Annotated in this window: 15 protein-coding genes; 3 read left to right on the plus strand and 12 right to left on the minus strand. The window is 74.2% G+C overall.

All coding sequences use genetic code 11. From position 1 onward, the window contains the following. Window positions 1-137 precede the first annotated feature (137 nt). Window positions 138-1,343 carry an ROK family protein gene (locus OG521_02430; GenBank protein WUW19696.1) on the minus strand — a complete coding sequence of 402 codons (1,206 nt, stop codon included), beginning with the start codon at window positions 1,341-1,343 and terminating at the stop codon, window positions 138-140. Window positions 1,344-1,932: 589 nt separating this feature from the next. Here OG521_02430 and OG521_02435 point away from each other — a divergent pair. After that, window positions 1,933-2,898, plus strand: coding sequence for a TauD/TfdA family dioxygenase (locus OG521_02435; GenBank protein ID WUW19697.1), 966 nt, complete (start codon window positions 1,933-1,935; stop codon window positions 2,896-2,898). Beyond that, window positions 2,895-4,370, plus strand: a complete 1,476-nt coding sequence (locus OG521_02440) for a sulfatase-like hydrolase/transferase (GenBank protein ID WUW19698.1) — start codon at window positions 2,895-2,897, stop codon at window positions 4,368-4,370. The genes OG521_02435 and OG521_02440 overlap by 4 nt, the downstream gene beginning before the upstream one ends. 26 nt (window positions 4,371-4,396) lie before the next feature. Here the strand turns inward: OG521_02440 and OG521_02445 are convergent, their stop codons facing one another. From OG521_02445 to OG521_02490, 10 genes are all read right to left on the minus strand, one after another. Continuing rightward, complete coding sequence (locus tag OG521_02445; protein ID WUW19699.1) at window positions 4,397-5,626, minus strand: MFS transporter; 1,230 nt, start codon at window positions 5,624-5,626, stop codon at window positions 4,397-4,399. A gap of 88 nt (window positions 5,627-5,714) precedes the next feature. Continuing rightward, complete coding sequence (locus OG521_02450; protein ID WUW19700.1) at window positions 5,715-6,077, minus strand: DUF2335 domain-containing protein; 363 nt, start codon at window positions 6,075-6,077, stop codon at window positions 5,715-5,717. After that, the gene (locus OG521_02455; protein ID WUW19701.1) at window positions 6,074-7,462 is read right to left on the minus strand and encodes a serine/threonine protein kinase; all 1,389 of its coding nucleotides are present in this window, start codon (window positions 7,460-7,462) and stop codon (window positions 6,074-6,076) included. Before OG521_02455 ends, OG521_02450 begins: the two co-directional genes overlap by 4 nt. Before the next feature lie 257 nt (window positions 7,463-7,719). Beyond that, window positions 7,720-8,895, minus strand: a complete 1,176-nt coding sequence (locus OG521_02460) for a 4-hydroxybenzoate 3-monooxygenase (GenBank protein WUW26553.1) — start codon at window positions 8,893-8,895, stop codon at window positions 7,720-7,722. Between the two features lie 9 nt (window positions 8,896-8,904). After that, the gene (locus OG521_02465) at window positions 8,905-10,113 is read right to left on the minus strand and encodes an alpha/beta fold hydrolase (protein ID WUW19702.1); all 1,209 of its coding nucleotides are present in this window, start codon (window positions 10,111-10,113) and stop codon (window positions 8,905-8,907) included. A 326-nt stretch (window positions 10,114-10,439) separates the two neighbouring features. Then, a complete protein-coding gene (locus tag OG521_02470; GenBank protein ID WUW19703.1) occupies window positions 10,440-11,894 on the minus strand; it encodes a lyase family protein in 1,455 nt (484 codons plus the stop codon). Further along, on the minus strand, window positions 11,881-12,483 hold the full coding sequence (gene pcaG, locus OG521_02475; GenBank protein ID WUW19704.1) for a protocatechuate 3,4-dioxygenase subunit alpha: 603 nt from the start codon (window positions 12,481-12,483) through the stop codon (window positions 11,881-11,883). The genes OG521_02470 and pcaG overlap by 14 nt, the downstream gene beginning before the upstream one ends. Next, a complete protein-coding gene (gene pcaH / locus OG521_02480) occupies window positions 12,483-13,280 on the minus strand; it encodes a protocatechuate 3,4-dioxygenase subunit beta (GenBank protein WUW19705.1) in 798 nt (265 codons plus the stop codon). Before pcaH ends, pcaG begins: the two co-directional genes overlap by 1 nt. Before the next feature lie 38 nt (window positions 13,281-13,318). After that, entirely contained in the window at window positions 13,319-13,975 is a 657-nt protein-coding gene (locus OG521_02485) for a CoA transferase subunit B (protein ID WUW19706.1), read from the minus strand. Continuing rightward, entirely contained in the window at window positions 13,972-14,757 is a 786-nt protein-coding gene (locus OG521_02490) for a CoA transferase subunit A (protein WUW19707.1), read from the minus strand. Before OG521_02490 ends, OG521_02485 begins: the two co-directional genes overlap by 4 nt. A 180-nt stretch (window positions 14,758-14,937) precedes the next feature. Here OG521_02490 and OG521_02495 point away from each other — a divergent pair, with 180 nt between their 5' ends. Beyond that, window positions 14,938-16,605, plus strand: coding sequence for a helix-turn-helix domain-containing protein (locus OG521_02495; GenBank protein ID WUW19708.1), 1,668 nt, complete (start codon window positions 14,938-14,940; stop codon window positions 16,603-16,605). Window positions 16,606-16,755: 150 nt separating this feature from the next. Here the strand turns inward: OG521_02495 and OG521_02500 are convergent, their stop codons facing one another. Continuing rightward, window positions 16,756-18,948, minus strand: coding sequence for an alpha-galactosidase (locus OG521_02500; GenBank protein ID WUW19709.1), 2,193 nt, complete (start codon window positions 18,946-18,948; stop codon window positions 16,756-16,758). Window positions 18,949-19,117 lie beyond the last annotated feature (169 nt).

Consider the following 19,117-nt stretch of genomic DNA (forward strand, 5'->3'; position numbering starts at 1 on the left):
GACAGAGGTCGACGTGCCTGCGGGAGACGAGGCGCATGTCCGGGTTCACGGGAGCAATATGACAGTGGCTTCGCCGGACGGTCAACCCGGTCTGTCCGGATCCTGGTACGTGTCCCGTTTCCGCCCGGGTCGCATGCTCAGCTCCTGGATGCCGCGAGCGGGCTCCTGAACAGCGGGTTCAGCAGAATGGTGCCCGCGGCGACGGGGAGGACGGCCGTCCCGGCATGCGGACTGACGATGCGTTCAGGGTCGTGGCAGACGTGGGACAGGTCCACCGCCGCGCCCCGGATCTCCTCCAGGTAGTCGGGATTGAGCAGACTGGAGTGCTCGGTGACGACGACCAGGTCCGGGTTCAGGACATCGAGGAGCAGGGCGATCGCCCGGCCGACCGCGCGGGCGCGCTCGCGCAGCAGCCGGTCGGCCCGCCGGTCGCCGGCCGCCGCGGCGTCCACCACGAGGAACGCGTCGGGCTCGGGCACGATGCCGCGGCGCACCGCGGTCCGCGCGACGGCGGTGTTGGACGCGGTCGCCTCCAGGCAGCCGGACCGTCCGCACGGGCAGATGACCGTGGAGTCCGGGACCGGCAGATGGGCCACGTCACCGGCTCCGGACCCCGGCCCCTGGTGGACCACTCCGGCGATGCCGAGGGCCGCGTCGACGACGTTGCCGACGAAGAGGTGGACCAGGCTGCGGCGCGCGGCGGGGCGGCCGAAGAGGATCTCCGACTGGGCCACCGCCCGGGCGTGGTTGTCGATCCGTACGTCGAGTCCGCCCAGGCCACGGGCGAGTTCGGCGGCGATCGGCCGCTGCTGCCAGTCGAGCGCGTCATGCCGCACCGCCGTCCCCGTGCCCGGGTCCACCCAGCCTCCGAGGGCGGCGCCCACTCCGAGCAGGCGCCGCCCCCGGCCCGTGTCGGCGAGGAAGGCGCGCAGCCCCTGGACGATCCGGAGCGACAGTTCCCCCGGCGCGATGCCCTCGTGCGGAAGCGAGCGCCGGGCGAGCAGCCGGCCGCGCAGGTCCAGCAGACCGAACGTCGATCCGGGCACCCCGATGTGGACCCCGGCCGCCACCGGTCCGCCGCTCTCCCCGGTGTGCAGGTCGACGGGGATCTGCGGCCGGCCGACTCCGCCGCCCGCCACCGGATCGGGCAGTTCGCGCACCAGGCCGAGGCCGACGAGGTCCGTGCACTGGCGGGAGACGGCGGCCGGGCTGAGCCCTGAGAGGTCGGCGATCGTACGGCGGGCGACGGGCCCGTGGTCGAGCACGGTGCGCAGCACCGTGGCGGCGTTGGCCTCGCGCCGGCCGTCACCGGTCGCCCGGAAGACGTGGGAGGCAGCTGTCATGAGGTCGTCCTTCGGTCCTGCGACACGGGCGCGGTCGCAACGTTACGGCGGCATGAATTCGCCTCCGGGCTGGGACCCGGTGGCGGGGCGGGGGATACGGGCTCTCCGGCACGGCAGGTGAACCCGCAGGTCAGAAGCTGTTTCGCGACGCCTGTCCGGTGGGGGTGCGGGCCCGGCGCAAGGGCCGATTGAACCACTGCCCGGCCCGCCGCGGGGCGGGCCGGGGCGCTTGACGCCGACCGTGGGGCGCTGGAAGTCTCCGGAACATGTTCGCGACGGCCGTTACCGATGCGCGGCCCGCCCGCGCCGGCCGCACCGCACCGCAGCCCGCGTGTCCGGGCTCCTGTACCGCCGCCTGACCCGGCGGCCCCCGCACCGCACGCACCGGGCTGCTCCTCGCACCGACTCACCCGGGCTGCGCCGCACTTGATCCGGCTCCGGCCGCCCCACCGCTCTCCCGGACCGCCCAGGTCCGGTGGTGGGCGGTCCGACGCCTTCATTACTTCCGCTCCCGAATTAATCAACTCCGCCGTCGGCCGGACGCCATGAACGGCCGGCGGAGGAGCGTGTCCTTCGAAGGGAACCCGTCATGACCTCCACCACCACCGCCCCCGCTCCCACCGTGACCGTCCAGAAGCTCGGCGGCCGGATCGGCGCCGTCATCTCCGGGGTGCGCCTCGGCGCGGATCTCGCCCCCGAGACCGTCGCGGCCGTCCGGTCCGCGCTGCTGGCCAACAAGGTCGTCTTCTTCCGCGGCCAGGACCACCTGGACGAGGACAGCCACGAGGCGTTCGGCCGGCTGCTCGGCACCCCGGTCGCGCACCCCACCGTTCCGTCCGCGGACGGCCGCTACTCGCTCGGCATCGACTCGGACCACGGCGGCCGGGCCAACCAGTGGCACACCGATGTCACGTTCGTGCCCGCCTACCCGGCCTTCTCCATCCTGCGCGCCGTCGTCATCCCGCCGTACGGCGGCAACACCCTGTGGTCCAACACCGCGGCCGCGTACGCCGAACTGCCGGAGCAGCTGCGCACCCTGGCCGACAGTCTGCGGGCCGTCCACTCCAACGACTACGACTACGTCGCCCTGCGTCCCAACGCCCTGCCGGAGGCGCTCGCGAAGTACCGCGAGGTGTTCACGTCGACGAAGTTCCTCACCGAGCACCCGGTGGTCCGCGTCCACCCCGAGACCGGCGAACGCGTGCTGCTCCTCGGCAACTTCGTCCAGCGGATCGCCGGGCTGACCGGGAGCGACTCGCGCGCCCTCGTCGATCTGTTCCAGTCCCACATCGAGCGCCCGGAGAACACGGTGCGCTGGGACTGGCAGGTGGGCGACGTCGCCATCTGGGACAACCGCGCCACCCAGCACTACGGCGTGGACGACTCCGACACCCACGAGCGCAAGCTGCGGCGCGTCACCATCGACGGCGACGTCCCCGTCGGCACGGACGGCCGCACCTCCACGCTCATCAGCCCCGAGGCCGTGCCCGACCCGTCCTTCGGGATCGCGTCCGGCGCCTCGACGGCCGAGGCAGCGGCGACGGCCGGCGCATGACGAAGTCCGTTCCGCACGGTGAGGCACCGCTCCCGGCGGGTGGCGCAGTGGCGCCCCCCGCCGGGGCGCCCCCGCAGGTGATCGTGGTCCTCACCGACCAGCAGCGCTGGGACACGGCCGGTGTGCACGGGAATCCGGCGGGGGTGACTCCCGAGTTCGACCGGATCGCCCGCGAGGGCACCCTGTTCGAACAGGCGATCACTCCCAACCCGGTCTGCGCACCGGCTCGTTCGGCGCTGCAGACCGGCCGCTACCCGACCGCTGCGGGCGTCTTCCGCAACGGTCTGCCGCTCCCCCGCGACATTCCCACGCTGGCCGGGCAGTTCGCGGCGGCCGGGTATGCGACCGGGTACATCGGCAAGTGGCACCTGGCGGGCGAGGACCAGCCGGACGGCCCGGTGGAGCACGGCCGCCGGGGCGGCTACGACCGGTGGCTCGCCTCGGACCGGCTCGAGTTCACCTCGGACGCCTACCGCACGGTGGTGTACGACGAGGACGGGGCCGCCGTCCGGCTGCCCGGATACCGTTCGGACGCGCTGATCGACGCGGCGATCCGGTTCGTGGCCGACCACCACGACCGCCCGTACCTGCTGTTCCTCTCGCTGCTGGAGCCGCACCACCAGAACCCGACCGACGACTACCCGGCCCCGGCGGGCTACCGCGAGCGCTACGAGGGAGCCTGGCTGCCGCCGGACCTGGCCGCGCTCTCTCCCGGCGCCCCGCAGGGCGGTGCGCACCGTCACCTGGCCGGCTACCTCGGTCAGCTGAAGCGGGTCGACGAGGGGGTGGGCCGGCTGCGCGACGCCCTGCGGAGCATCGGGACCGAGGACAACACGGTGCTGGCCTGGACGGCGGATCACGGCTCCCACTTCCGTACCCGCAACAGCGAGTACAAGCGCTCGGCCCACGAGGCGTCCGTCCGGGTGCCGCTCGCGCTCACCGGGCCGGGCTTCACCGGCGGCGGGCTCGTCCGGCAGCCCGTCGGCACGGTGGACCTGATGCCCACCCTGCTGGCCGCCGCCGGCCTCCCGGTGCCGGACGGTGTCCAGGGGCGTTCCCTGCTGCCGTTGACCGGCGGGGGCCGCGATCCCGGCCGGCCCGGCTCCGTATTCGTCCAGATCAGCGAGGACCGGGTGGGGCGGGCGGTCCGTACCTCCCGCTGGAAGTACGCGGTGGACGCGCCAGGTGCGGATGCCTGGAACGACCGGGGCGCGGACCGCTACGCGGAGACGGAGCTGTACGACCTGGCGGCGGACCCGTACGAGCTGGACAACCTCGTCGGCCTGGACTCGCACCGGGAGGTCGCCGACACCCTGCGCGCCGAACTGCTGGAGTGGCTGGTGCGGGTCGAGGGGACCAAACCGGAGATCGAGCGGGCGGCGGCCCGTCCGGCCGGCCAGCGCCGCGTGGAGTCGTTTCCGGCCGGGACGCCGTGGGAGGGGGTGCGGTTCGGGCACCGGCCGCGTCCCTGACGGCGTCGCACCCCGGCGGTTCCCGCTCAGACGCCCTGAGCGGGAACCGCCGCGGGCGCGGGCTCCCGGCGTGTTCCGGCCGCCCACCGGGCCACCGGACCCAGCGCGTACGAAGCGGCGAGGACCGCGCCGCCGAGCAGCAGCCAGCCCGCCGGGCCCCACCCGACCAGCAGCGCGGTGAGCAGCAGGGGCCCCAGCGTGCGCGCGACGGTGACACCCGTACCGAAGAAGCCCTGGTACTCGCCGATGCGTCCCGCCGGTGCCAGATCGAAGGCGAGCTGCCAGGAGCCCGCCGAGTGGAGCATCTCCGCCGCGACGAGGAGCACGGAACCGCCGGCCAGGGCGGTGACCGCGCCCCAGGGGGAGTCGACGGCCGAGAGGGCGAAGACGGCACAGGTGAGGAGCATGAGTGCGCCGGAGCGGCGCAGGGCGCGGGCGGCCGTGGGGATGCCGGTCACGGAGCGGGCGGTGCGGACCTGGAAGAGCATCACTGCCCCGGTGTTGAGCACGAAGAGCGCGGAGACCAGCCACTCGGGAGCCTGGGTCCGTTCGGTGATCCACAGCGGCAGACCGAGACTGAGCAGCGGCATCCGCAGCAGCAGGACCGTGTTGAGGAGCGTGACGACGGCGTACGGCCGGTCGCGCAGCACTTCGAGTTTCGCGCCCGGCTCCCCGGGCACCGCGGCGACGGCCGGCAGCCGCAGCAGGACGAGTGCGCAGAGCAGGAAGCTCACGGCGTCGACGGCGAACACCGCGAGGTACGCCGCCGTGGTCCCGGCGGACAGGGCGAGGCCGCCGAGCGCGGCGCCCACCGCGAGGCCCGCGTTGAGCGTCGACTGGAGATGGGCGAGGGCTCCGGTGCGCTCCTCCCGGGCGACCAGGCCGGAGAGCAGCGCCTGCCGGGCGGCGGCCAGGCCGGACTGCGCGGTGGCGTAGAGGCAGGCGGCGGCGAGGAACAGGGCGAAGTCCCGTACGACGAGGAAGGAGGCGACGGCGACAGCGGTCGTGAGGGCGAGCAGCACCGCCGTCCCCCGCGGGCCACGGCGGTCGGCGATGCGGCCGAGCGGTACCCCGACGACCGAGCCCACGGCCCAGGCCACCGTGAGTCCGAGACCGATCCTGGCGGGTGCGAGGCCGACGACATGGGTGAAGTACAGGGCCGAGGTGACGTAGTACGCGCCGTCGCCGACGGAGTTGCTCAACTGGGCCAGTGAGAGTGTGCGTTGAGGTCCGGGCGGGGGCAGTAGGTTCGGCATGGCCCTGACGTTACGCAGGAATCGGCTCCATTGCGTGGGGCACTTCGAGGCTGTGCGGGTGGGCCACTTGGCCCCTCTTCCCAGCCCGTCAGCCCGCTTGGCGCTGTCGTGTCAGGACCAGGCCGACGAGCGCGGCGACCGAGCTGCCGAGGAGTCCGGCGCCCGCGGTGGCCGCGCCCGCGTCGATCAGGTGCTTGGCGACCCACAGCACTCCGGTGACGGCCCCGGCGCCGAGGACCATGCCGGCCACCCGGCAGCGCAGTTCCGTCCGCTCCCTCCACCGGCGGTGTTCGTAGTCGGCCTCGACCTGACGGAGCATGCGTTCGGCGCTGCCGGGCACGACGCGTTCCCACTGGGCGATCTGTTCGGCCAGCGGCAGGTCCTGCCAGCCGTGGCCGGCCTCGTTCACCTCTCCCGGATCGGGGGCGGAGGCCGGTGCGGGGGCGGTCACGAGACGTCTCCCAGAGGTGTCGGGCCGTCGGACCCCGCGTCGGTGTGGTCGGGCTCGGGGTGTGCGAAGCCCGGGGGCGGGCCGAGTTCGTCGTAGGCGCGACGGAGCAGTTCCTCCACCGAGGGGCCGGCCTGCCCGGCCGCCCGGTGAGTGACGTCAGCGGGCGAGAGATCCAGGAGCCCCAGCAGGACCGCCCGCCGCCGTGACGGCGCGCCGTCCGGAACGCGCGGCCGGCGGCGCGGAGTTACGGACTGCGCGTGCGCCGGCGACGTGTTACGAGGCCGGGTGAGGATGACGCAGAGCACAGCCCACAGGACGAGCCACCACCCGTGGCTCAGCGGGGTCCACGGCGTGACCGCGAGGGTCACGAAGGCGGCGGCTGCCACCGCCGGGGTCAGGAGTGCCGCGCCGAGCCGGTGGGGCCGGCGGGGTGGCGGGAGCGGTCCCGGGGGCTGCGGGGACGAAACGGCCGGCGGTGCCGCGGGCAGCGGTGCGGGGGCTGCCTCGTGCAACTCCTTCGGCGGCGAAGGCGGCGGGGGGTCGTACAGCACGACCGGGGGCGACGCGGCGTCCGCCGTCGGGTCCGCGCAGATCTGCTCGGCGGCGGCGGCGAGTTGACGCTGCGCCCCGAGCGCGCTCAGCCGGCGTCCCGGGTGGCGCTGGAGCAGGGCCGACAGCACCTGTCGCAGGGGCCCGACGTCCTCCGGCAGCGACACGGCCCCCGGCTCCGCCATCCAGCCGCTGCGGAACTCCTCGACGTCCTCGTCGCGGTAGAGCGGCACCCCGGTGACCAGCGTGTACACCGTCGCGCCGACGGAGAACACATCGGACGCGGCCTCGGGCCAGTAGCCGCTGAGCGACTCGGGGGCGCCGAAGCCCGGGTTGGACAGGTGGACGTCGCCGGTGAGGGTCGAGTCGTCCAGGGGATCGCGGACCCGGTGCGCCGCGTGGAGTCCGGTGAGCCGGGCGGTACCGTCCGCCGTGATCACGATGTTGCCCGGCCGGACACCGGTGTGGACCCAGCCCTCGCGGTGCAGGGCCGCCAGTGCCCCGGCGACCTCCGCACCGATCCTGGCCGCCTCCCCCAGGGACATCCGCGGCCGGTCGGCGAGGCTGACACCCGGCACGTACTCCATCGCCACCCAGGCCTCGTCCCGGTGCACGGCCGCGGTGTCGTACAGCGCGGCCAGGTGCGGATGCCGGATCCGGGCCAGGGAACGGACGGCGCCGGCCTCCCGGAGACCGCCGTCACGGAACCGTATCCGCGCCAGGGTCACCTTCCGGTCGAGGACCGTGTCGTGCGCGACCCACACCTCGTCGCGACCGCGTGCGAGGCGTGTCTCCTTCCGGTACCGACCGCCGACGTCTCTCCCGGCCAGCCTCACGGCCCCGTCACCCCACCGTCCTGTCGGCTGCTCCCACCGCCCGGCCGCGCACGGACCGCGCTCCGCCGGCGCCCGTACCGGTGGCGGCGGATTTCCTGTCCGCGCGGGCCAGTAGAACACCGCGGCCCGGGTGGTGCACGGCCGCCGCCGCACCCGACCGGACGGAGGCGGAGCCGTGTCGTTTCGTACCGAAATGCGATCAGTTGCGCTGCTATTCGATCGCTGCGTGCCTCACCGCAGCTCCGCCGGCGTCGGCCCTACGGGAGCGGCAGACCGGCGTAGTTCTGCGCGAGTTCTGCGGCGGCGTGGGCCGAGTCCGCGATCCTGTCCAGCTGCGAGATCTGCAGCCGGGTGTCGAATCCGCTCTGCTCCGGGTCGGTGTGGAGTGTGGTGGTCATGAAGTACGAGAAGTGCTCGGCCCGCCACACCCTGCTCAGACAGGTGTCCGAGTAGGCGTCCAGCAGATCGGACGAGCCGGTCGCGTGCAGCCGCGTCAGCGCGCGGGCGAGGACGACGACGTCGGCTGCCGCGAGGTTGAGCCCCTTCGCCCCGGTGGGCGGCACGATGTGGGCTGCGTCGCCGGCCAGCAGGACGCGGCCGTGGCGCATGGGCTCGGTGACGGAACTGCGCATCGGCAGAACGGACTTCGCCGTGATCGGACCGCGCCGCAGCGTCCAGTCCCCGTCGACGGCGAAGCGGGCGTCGAGCTCGTCCCAGATCCGCGCGTCCGGCCAGTCGGCGGGGTCGGTCCCGTTGGGCACCTGGAGGTACAGGCGGCTGACCTCCGGCGACCGCATGCTGTGCAGGGCGAAACCGCGCGGCGAGTGGGCGTAGATCAGTTCATCGCAGGACGGCGGTACGTCGGCCAGGATGCCCAGCCAGGAGTACGGGTACACGCGCTCGTGGGTGCGTTGCGCCCCGGCGGGGATCGCGGCGCGGGTGACACCGTGGAATCCGTCGCAGCCCACCACGTAGTCGCAGGTCAGGACCTCGTCGCGGCCCTCGTGCGTGTAGCGGACGGTCGGCCGTCCGGTGTCGGCCCCCTCGACCGATGTGACCGTGGCCCCGAAGAACAGCGGTGCGCCGTCGGCCAGTTGGAGCGCTATGAGGTCCTTGACGACCTCGGTCTGGGCGTAGACCCACACCCGGCGCCCCTCGGTGAGGGAGGGGAAGTCGATGCGGTGCGACCGGCCGTTCCAGCGCAGCTCGATGCCGTCGTGCACCAGGCCCACGGCGTCGAGCCGCCGGGCGGCCCCGGCCTCGCGGAGGGCGTCCACGGTGGGCTGTTCGAGGATGCCGGCGCGCTGGCGCTGTTCGACGTACGCGCGGTCGCGGCTCTCCAGGACCACGCAGTCGACACCGGCGCGGTGGAGCAGCCGGGCGAGCAGGAGCCCTGCCGGTCCGCCGCCGATGATTCCCACGGTCGTGTGCATGGGCATGGGCTACCTCGTCTCCTCTGGGGTGTTGCCGATGTCGGCGAGGATCCGGTCCGCTGCGGCGAACGCGGCGTTGGCCGCCGGGACTCCGCAGTAGACGGCCGCCTGGAGCAGGACTTCCTGGACGTCCTCGGGGGTGAGGTCGCCGCTGACGAGCGCGGCGCGCAGATGCATGGCCAGTTCCTCGTGGTGGCCGCGTGCCACCAGGGCGGTGAGGGTGAGACACCGCCGGGTCCGGTGGTCGAGGCCGGGCCGCGTCCACACCTCGCCCCAGGCGTAGCGGGTGATGAAGTCCTGGAAGACGGCGCTGAACGGCGTGGTCCGGGCGATGGCCCGGTCGACGTGTGCGTCGCCGAGGACGGTGCGGCGTACGGCATCGCCCGCGGTGTGCCGGGACGCGTCGTCGGTGCCGGCCGCGCCCCCGGCCGTGAAGTGGCTCAGCAGCGCCGCCTGTACGGGGAGGGGACGTTCGACGTTGGCGAGGTGCGAGGCGCCCGGGAGTTCGAGCAGGGTCGAGCCGGGGATGGCGTCGGCGAGTTCGCGGGCGTGCGCGACCGGGGTCGCGGGGTCGTCGCGGCCCGCCACGACGAGCGTGGCGGCGGTGACGGCGTGCAGGTCGCCGCGCAGGTCGTACGCGGCGAGGGCCTCGCACAACGAGGCGTAGGCGTGCGGGTCGACGTCCCGCAGGCCCGCTGCGACGGCACGGGCCGCGGGGCTGTCGGCGAAGTCCGCGGTGAACCAGCGGCCCGCAGCCGTGTCGGCGACCGGTCCGATGCCCTCGGCCCGTACCAGCGCGGCCCGCGCGTGCCAGGCCTGCGGATCACCGAAACGGGCCGAGGAGCACACCAGCGCGAGCGAGGTGATCCGGTCGGGGTGGTGCACGGCGAGCCAGGTCCCGACCGCGCCACCGAGGGAGATGCCCGCGTACGCGAACCGGTCGATGCCGAGGGCGTCGGCGAGGCGCAGCACCTGCCGGCCGAGGTCGGCGACGCCGCCGCTCTCGGGGAACAGTCCGGCCGGGCTGCCTCCGTGTCCGGGCAGATCCCAGCGGACGACGCGGTGGTCGCGGGCCAGGCCGGCGGTCTGCGCGTCCCAGACGGAGAGTGCGGTGCCGAGGGACGGCCCGAGGAGGAGGGGCGGTCCGGTGATGGGGCCGTCGACCTGGTGGTGGAGAAGGCGCGGGGCCGGGGTGGTGGGTGCGTTCGGGGTGCTCATGGGGCTCCTGGGCCGGCGGGTGCCGGTGGTGAGGGGTGCCTGGGGGATTGCAGGGGTATCGGGACGGGTCGTCCGTGCCGGGCGTACGAGGCGGCTGCCGGAGGCACGCCCGACAAGAGGTGCGGGTCAGGTCGGTTCAGTTCGGTCCCCACCGCTGTCGAAGGCGCGCCCTGCGACGGGTACGGATCGGTTCGGTTCCGACCGCTGTCGAAGGCGTCCGGCAGCGGGTGCGGGTCAGGTCGGGTTCCGTGCCGACCGCTCGCGCCACTGCCCGAGGCGCGCCCGGCAACAGGCACGCGTCACCTCGTTCCGTGCGGGATGCTCCGTCAGTCCGCCCCCGTCCCGTCGGTGCGGCGGCGCAGCGCGCGGTCGACGAGCGGGCCGGCCGAGCCCGGGTAGCTCGACGGATCGGTGAGGGTCTTCAGTTCGTCCCGTGTCACCGCGCCCGCCAGTGCCGGGTCCTGGGCCAGGGCGTCGTGGAGGCGGAGTCCTTCGCGGGCCGCGCGGGCGGCCGCCCCGGTGACCGCCGCCCGTGCCGCGGCTCGTCCGATCCTGGCCGAGAGGACGGCACCGAGCCGTTCACTGACGATCAGTCCGCCCGTGATGCCGAGGTTCTCGCGCATGCGCCCGGGGTGGACGCGCAGCCCCTCGGCCAGTGCGGCCGCCGCGTCGGCGGCTCCACCGACCGTGCGCAACGCCTCGCGCAGCGGCTGCCATTCGGCGTGCCAGGCGCCGGGCGGGCGCTCGTCCTCGGCGACGAGGGCGCCGTACAGGATCCCGGCGAGTGCGGGGACCTGGCGGGCGGCCGCGGCGATGAGGACGGCGCGGGCCGGGTTGGCCTTGTGCGGCATCGCGGACGATGTCCCGCCCGTGCTCTCGGAGACCTCGCCGATCTCGGTCCGGGAGAGGACGAGAACGTCCGCGGCGAGTTTGCCGAGGGCTCCGGCGGTGAAGGCCAGTGCTCCGCCGAGGTCGGCGACCGGCGTGCGCAGGGTGTGCCAGGGCAGCGCGGGCGCGGCCAGTCCGGTCGCGGTGGCGTACGCCCCGACGAGCATCGCCCCGGCGTCCGCCGCAGCGTCGTCACCCGCCGCGCCCGCCCCTCCCGTGTCCGGACTCCCGGGCCCGGCGAAGGCGGCGAAGGCGGCCAGCGTCCCCGCCGCGCCGCCCAGTTGGACCGGCAGCGCGCCCCGGACCGCGGCGAGCCGCTCGCGGGCGTCGAGGACCAGACTGCGCCAGCCCGCCGCCTTGAGGCCGAAGGTGGTCGGCACGGCGTGCTGGGTGAGGGTGCGTCCCGCCATCGGTGTGTCGCGGTGTTCGGCGGCGGTGCGGGCCAGGGCACCGGCCGTCCGGTCCAGGTCGGCAAGGATCAGCCGCAGGGTCCGGGAGGCCACCAGCATGGCGGCGGTGTCGAGGATGTCCTGGCTGGTCGCGCCCCGGTGGACATGGGCGGCGGTGGCCGGGGACCGTTCCGCGACGGCGGCCGTCAGGTCGGCGGCCAGGGGGATGACGGGGTTGCCGCCCGACCGGGCCCGCAGCGCCAGGGCGCGCGCGTCGAACCGGTCCGGGTCCGCCGCGGCCGACGCGACGGCGTCCGCCGTGCCGGGCGGGGCGTGGCCCAGCGATTCCTGGGCGCGGACGAGCGCCGTCTCGGCGTCGAGCAGGGCCCGTACGTACGCCGCGTCACCCGTCGCCGCCTCCACGGCCGTTCCGGCGCGGACGGGTGCGAGCAGGCCGACGTCCGCCGCTGCCCGGTCCGACGTGTCCGCATCAGGCGAAGTCAAGGAAGACCGTCTCCTCATGTGCGCCGTCGTACTGCAGACGGATGTCGAATCGGTGGATGCCGGTCTCCTCGGGCGTGGTGAGGAGCGTGGCCCGCCGCTCCTCGGGGAGTCGGGCGAGCAGCGGGTCCCCGTCGAGGCCGGGGGCGTCGTGCAGATAGGCGCGGGTGTGCAGGTGGTGGGTCAGCCCGCGGGCGAAGACGACGAGCGCGAGGTACGGGGATCCGCCCGGCGGCAGCGTCGTGACGGTGTAGTGCCCGTCGGCGTCCGTCGGTACCCGGCCGAAGCCTGTGAACGCGAGGCCGTGGCGGCCGATGACCGCTCCGGTGACGGGGTCGCGCCGCAGGGAGCCGGGTGCGCCGTGCCGGGAGCCGTCGGGCGCGGGCTGCCACACCTCGATGAGGGCGTCGGGCACCGGCGCACCGGCGCCGTCGTGGACGTGGCCGTGCAGGATCACGGTGCCCGGATGACCGGCGGGGGCGAGGTCGCCGCCGCCCGCGAACGGCAGGGCGTACCCGTAGAAGGGGCCGACGGTCTGGGACGGGGTGGGCAGGAGCTTCCCCGGCGCGGCGGCGGGCGGTGTGGCGGACATCAGCGGCCCTCCTCGGTCCAGGTCGCGGACGGGCCGTCGAGGACGATGTCCCAGCGGTAGCCGAGCGACCGTTCGGGGGTGGACAGGTCGTGGTCGTACGCCGCGACGAGCCGGCCGCGCGCGTCGTCGTCCGTGACGGACTGGAGGATCGGGTCGTAGGCGAAGAGCGGATCGCCCGGGAAGTACATCTGGGTGATCAGCCGCTGGGTGAACGCGGCTCCGAACAGCGAGAAGTGGATGTGCGCGGGGCGCCAGGCGTTGGCGTGGTTGCGCCAGGGGTAGGCGCCCGGCTTGACGGTGACGAACGAGTACGCGCCCTGATCATCCGTCAGGCAGCGTCCCACGCCGGTGAAGTTGGGGTCGAGGGGGGCGGGGTGCTGATCGCGGAGATGGGCGTAGCGGCCCGAGGCGTTGGCCTGCCAGATCTCGACGAGCTGGCCGCGCACGGGGCGGCCGGACCGGTCGAGGACGCGGCCGGTCACGGTGATCCGCTCCCCCAGCGGTTCGCCCTGGTGCTGCCGGGTGAGGTCGTGGTCCAGCTCCGTGATGTCGGTGGCGCCGAAGACCGGGCCGGAGAGCTCGACGGCCTCGGGGTCCGCGCCGACGGGGATCAGCGGCCGCCGCGGGTGGCGCAGGGTGCTGCTGCGGTAGGGGGCGTAGTCCCGGGCGGGGTGCGGGCGGACGGGTGCGCCCGCGGCGAGGGACGCGGCGTAGTCCTCGCGCGCCGCGGTGATCTCGGCGCTGATGTCGGCCTGGGTGAGTGCGCGGGGCACGGCCGGGGCGGACGGGCTGGTCATGGGTGGCGGTCCTTCCTTGCCTGTACGGGGTCGGGGCGTCACGGCCTGATTCCTCCGGCTCCTTCTGCGACACGGACCGGGGCGGCGGTCCGGGCGAGCACGTCGGCGACGCCGACGCCCGGTGCGGTCTCGGTCAGCACCAGGCCGGTGGCGGTCACGTCGAGGACGGCCAGGTCCGTGATGATCCGGTGGACGCAGGAGCGGCCGGTGAGCGGGAGGGTGCACTCCTCGACGATCTTCGGACTGCCGTCCTTGGCGGTGTGCGTCATCGTCACGATGACGCGGCGGGCGCCGTGGACGAGGTCCATAGCGCCGCCGATGCCGGTCACGAGCTTGCCCGGGACGGCCCAGTTGGCGAGGTCGCCGCGGGCGGAGACCTGCATGGCGCCGAGCACGGCCGTGTCGATGTGGCCGCCGCGGATCATGCCGAAGGAGAGTGCCGAATCGAAGAACGAGGCCCCCGGCAGGACGGTGACCGTCTCCTTGCCGGCGTTGATCAGGTCGGGATCGACGTCCTCGTCGTAGGGGAAGGGGCCGGTGCCCAGGATGCCGTTCTCGGATTCGAGGACGACGTGCACGCCTTCGGGGAGGTGGTTGGGGATCAGGGTCGGCAGCCCGATGCCCAGGTTGACGTACTCGCCGTCGCGGAGTTCGGCGGCCGCGCGGGCGGCCATCTCCTGCCGGTTCCAGCTCATCGGCCACCGTCCTGGTCCGCGCCGGTCCGTGGTGTCACGGTGCGCTGCTCGATCCTCTTGTCCGCGGCCCGCTCCGGGGTCAGCGCGACCACGCGCCGGACGAAGACGCCGGGCAGGTGTACGTGGTCGGGGTCGATCTCGCCGGGTTCCACCAGTTCCTCGACCTCGGCGATCGTGATGCGGCCGGCCATGGCGGCGAGCGGGTTGAAGTTGCGGGCCGCCTTGTTGAAGACGAGGTTCCCGTGCCGGTCGCCCCTGGCCGCCCTGACGAGGGCGAAGTCGGTGCGGATCCCGCGCTCCATGACGTAGGGCGTGCCGTCGAAGTCGCGTACCTCCTTGGCCGGGGAGGCGAGGGCGACACCGCCGTTGCCGTCGTAGCGCCAGGGCATTCCGCCGTCGGCGACCAGGGTGCCGACGCCGGCCGGGGTGTAGAACGCGGGGATGCCCGCCCCGCCGGCGCGCAGGCGTTCGGCGAGGGTGCCCTGGGGGATGAGTTCGAGCTCAAGCTCGCCCGCCAGGTACTGGCGGCCGAACTCCTTGTTGCCGCCGATGTACGAGCCGGTGACCCGGCTGATCCGGCCGTCGGCGAGCAGGACCGCGAGCCCCGAGTCCTGCGCGCCGCAGTTGTTCGAGACGACGCGCAGGCCCCTGGTCCCGCGTGCGTGCAGGGCCGCGATCAGGGCGTCGGGGACGCCGCTGAGTCCGAAGCCGCCGACGGCGATCGAGGCGCCGTCCGGCAGATCGGCCACGGCCTGCGCGGCGGAGGCGACCACCTTGTCCATGGACCGTCCCTCACATCTTCGCTTGTTCGCACAGTGAAGTTTCTTTCACTATTCTTGACCCGGAGTCTGCCGCCCGCCCGCACCCCTGTCAACGGTCGGCACCTCACCGGCGCCGGGCGGACCGCTCCTCACCTGCCGGTGTTCACTACTGTGTCCCCACGACGCACGACGGAGAGCCCGATGCCACCGACCCACCCGCCCCAGCAGACCGAGACGCCGGCACCGGCCGAGGCGGTCGCCCCGCTCATGCGCGGCATCACGGTCCTGCGCCGGCTCACCGACGCGGGCGGCACGCTGAGCCCGAGCGCCATCGAACGCGCCACCGGCCTGGCCCGGTCCACGGTCGACCGGATCACCGCGACCCTGGCCCGGATGGAGTACGTCCGCGTGGACGGGCGGGATGTCACGCTCGCCCCCCGTCTCATGGAGCTGGGAAACGCGTTTCTGTCCGCGCTGCGGCTGCCGTCCCTGCTCGGGGAGCGGGCCGACGCCCTGGCCGACACGCTCGACGAGTCGGTCTCCCTGGCGGTCGGTGACGGCGACGGGATCCGCTTCATCCATCAGGCCACCCGGCGTCGCGCGATGTCGCTGAGCTTCCGCATCGGTGACCTGCTGCCCGCCGAACGCACCGCGCCGGGACCGCTGCTGGCCGCGGACTGGGATGCGCGGGAGTGGCGGGAGTGGCGGGAGCACCGGGCCGCGGACCCGGAGGGCCTGGCCTTCCCCGCCGTTCCCCCGCGGCCGCCCGTGCCCGAGAAGGAGTTCGCCGCACGGGCCGAACAGGCTCGGCGCGACGGCTGGGCGCTGGACGACCAGCTGATCGAGCCCGGTCTGGTCGCGCTCGCCGTGCCGGTCCGCTCCCCCGCGGGCGAAGTGGCCTGTCTCGTCAGCGTCGTGAGCCACACCAGCCGGCACACCGCGGCCTCGCTGCGCGACACCCTGCTGCCCCGGGTGCGGGCGGCCGCCGCGGCCATGGAGGAGGACCTGCGGCAGGCCGCGCCCACCCTCACCCCGCAGTCGCCCACCGCGCTCGCCTCCTGGACCGGGGCGTCGAAGCAGGAGCTGGGCCGCGAGTTCATCGAGTCGCTCGCGCGCGGTCTGACCGTGCTCGCCACGTTCGGCGAGGGCCGGGACGCCCTGACCCTGTCCGACGTCGCCCGGGCGACCGGGCTGGCCAGGGCGACCGCCCGGCGGGCCCTGATCACCCTGGAGCACCTCGGGTACGTCACCGCGCGGGGCCGGGAGCACCGCCTCACCCCGCTCGTACTGGCCCTCGGCTACCCGCCGTTGTCGCGCGCGACGCTGCCGCAGATCGCCCAGCCCCACCTCGCCGCGCTGACCGGACAGGTCCGGGACTCGGCCTCGCTCGCGGTGCTCGCGGGCGACGACGTCCAGTACACCGGCCGCGTCGCGACCCGGCGCATCATGAACGTCAACATCACCGTCGGGACGCGCTTTCCGGCGCACGCGACCTCCATGGGCCGCGTCCTGCTCGCCGCGCTGCCCGCCACGGAACGCGCGGCCCGCCTCGCCGCGGCGGAGCCGCACGCCCTGACCCCCTACACCGTCACCCGCCCCGACGAACTGGGCGCCGCCCTCGACCGTGCCCGGGCCGACGGCTACGCGCTGGTCGACGAGGAGCTGGAGGTGGGGCTGCGTTCGGTGGCCGTCCCCCTGCACGACCGCCGGGGCACGGTCGTGGCGGCGGTCAACGTCGCCATGCACAGCAGCAGCCGCACTCTGGAGGAGTGCGTCACGGACGTACTGCCCCGGCTGCGCGAGGCGGCCGGGCGCATCGAGGCCGACCTGCACATCACCGAGCGGTACGTCCGGGTCCCCGCGATGTGATCACGCAGGACGCCCCGTGCCGCTCCTCACGCACCCGCCTCAGAGTTCACCGCAAGGGCCGCAGTGCGGCGAACTCCGGGGCGGTCATGCCATCAGCTCCCCCGGTGCCCCGTCCAGGCGTTCTGGACGGGGCGGGCCGGTGACGACCGGTCAGTGCGCCGTGGTCTGCGGGGCGACCTCGACCAGCAGGGCCTGCCCCGGGTTGAGCGTCGGCAGGGGCAGTCCCGCACCCGTCAGTACGGTGCCGGGCAGTGCCACCCAGTCCTCGACCGCCGCCCGGTACCAGGCGGGTCCGGTGATCTGGTGCACGGAGGGCAGCCCGGCCTCCGTACGGATCCGGACCCGGTAGCCGCGTCCCGGGGCGAGGCCAGGGAGGCGGACGCGGCCCGACTGAGCCGGCACGGACGTCCGGGTCCGCACCCAGCAGAACAGCGCGGCCCCGGCGTCGGGGGCGACGACCCCGTGCAGCTGTGTCGCGTCGTCATCGAGGTCCGCCCGCACCACCCGGCCGCCGTGCAGCAGCCCGCGCACCTCCTTGTAGAGCGCGGCCCAGCGCGTCAGCGTCTCCAGTTGCTCCGGTGTCCGCGCGGTCAGGTCGTCCTCGATGCCCGCGTGCCCGAACAGCGCGGTGATCAGCCGGAACGAGTCGTCGGCGACCCGGCCCGTCGTATGGCTCCGCGGGCCCCCGACGTGGGCGCCGACGAGCTCGGGCGGGAGCAGCTGGCCGGTCCACCGCTGGATGGTCTGGCGTTCCAGCGGGTCGTTGCAGTCCGAGGCCCACACCCGGTCCGTGCGGGCGAGCACCCCGAGGTCGACGCGCCCGCCCCCGCTGGAGCACGACTCGATCTCCAGGCCGGGCCTGCGGGCCCTGAGTGCGTCCATCAGCCGGTACAGGGCCCGGGTCTGGGCGTGCACCCCCGGCCGGTCACCACCGTGCGCACCCCGGTGGACCGCCTCGTGCAGCTCCCGGTTGTGGTCCCACTTCAGGTAGTCGATGCGGTACTCGGCGACGAGGGCGTCCAGCGCCTCCAGGAGATACGCGAACGCGTCCTCGTGCGCCACGTTCAGCACGTACTGGTGGCGGGCGCTCGGCCCCAGGCCAACGGACGGGCCGAGCAGCCACTCGGGGTGCTCCCGGGCCAGCCGCGACGCGAGGCTCACCATCTCCGGCTCCACCCAGAGCCCGAACTGCATGCCGTGGGCGTGCACCCGGTCCGCGAGCGGGCTCAGCCCCTCGGGCCACACCTGCGGGTCCACGGCCCAGTCGCCGAGCCCGGCCGTGTCGTCCCGGCGGCCGAGGAACCAGCCGTCGTCCAGGACGAGTCGCTCCACCCCCACCGACGCCGCGGTGTCGGCCAGTGCGAGGAGCCTTTCGGGGCGGTGGTCGAAGTAGACCGCCTCCCAGGTGTTCAGGGTCAGCGGACGCGGTGACGAAGGATGCCCGGGCCGGGCACGGAGCATCGTGTGGAAGCGGCCGGCCAGTCCGTCCAGGCCCTCGTCGGACCAGGCGAAGAAGCACTCGGGCGAGGTGTAGCTGTCCCCCGGGCCGAGCCGGATCTCGCCGGGTGCGAGGAGCTCACCCCCGCCGAGGACGCCGCCGTGGACCCCCGCGCCCTCGGGCAGCCGCTCGGCCAGCCAGCGCTGGTTGCCGCTCCAGCCGACGTGCAGGGCCCACACCTCGCCGCTGCGGAAGCCGAATCCGGGCACCCCGACCGTCAGCAGATGGGGCGCGTCGAGGCCCGGCTTTCCCCGGCGGATCTCGCGGACGTGCCCGCCGAAAGCGAGCGGGCCGCGCTGCGGGGAGCGTTCGCGGCACCACTTGCCGGTGAAGTCCAGGATCTCCTGGGCCCGGTTCGGCAGCGGGAGGAGTGCGGTGGTGGCGGAGAGGTCGTACGGGGCGGCGGTGCCGGACGCGTCGGGCGGGCAGGCCACCCGGGTGTGCACACCCAGCACGCCGGACGGGTCGAGCCGGTAGGTGAGGGTGAGATCGAGGCCGGCGTCGGCGTCGTGGAGGCCGATGACCAAGGCGTCCTGGCTCTGTTCGGCGCCGGTCATCGTGACCCGGGGCGTGGTGGCGGTGCCGGCCCGGTGGCCCTGGTGGGCCGGGGTGCCCGACCAGCCGTCGGCCTCGGTGGGCCAGACGGTGAACTGCCGCGCCTCGTCAAGGGAGTTGTTGAGGGCGACGCCGTCCGCCGTCAGCCCCAGGGCGGCGAGGCCCTCGTCGGTCAGCTCGCCGAGGTCCTCGCCCCAGTGCAGGATGCGGGGCAGCGGAGCACGGAGCTCGACGACGAAACTCACCCCGGCTGCGCGCAGGTGTGCGGTCCGGTCGGTGATGCGGGTCATGCCTTGTCCTCTCGAAACCAGTGGGGCGGGGTCGTGGCTCCACCGCCCGGCGGAGACGGCCTCCTGCCGGAACCCGGCGCAACGGCCCTACCCCGATGGACGGTTCACGAACTGCTCTTCACGAACTGCTCCACGGCGCACTCTTCGCCGCGACGAAGCTAACGATAAT

The sequence above is a fragment of the Streptomyces sp. NBC_01463 genome (assembly GCA_036227345.1).
Classification (GTDB): domain Bacteria; phylum Actinomycetota; class Actinomycetes; order Streptomycetales; family Streptomycetaceae; genus Streptomyces.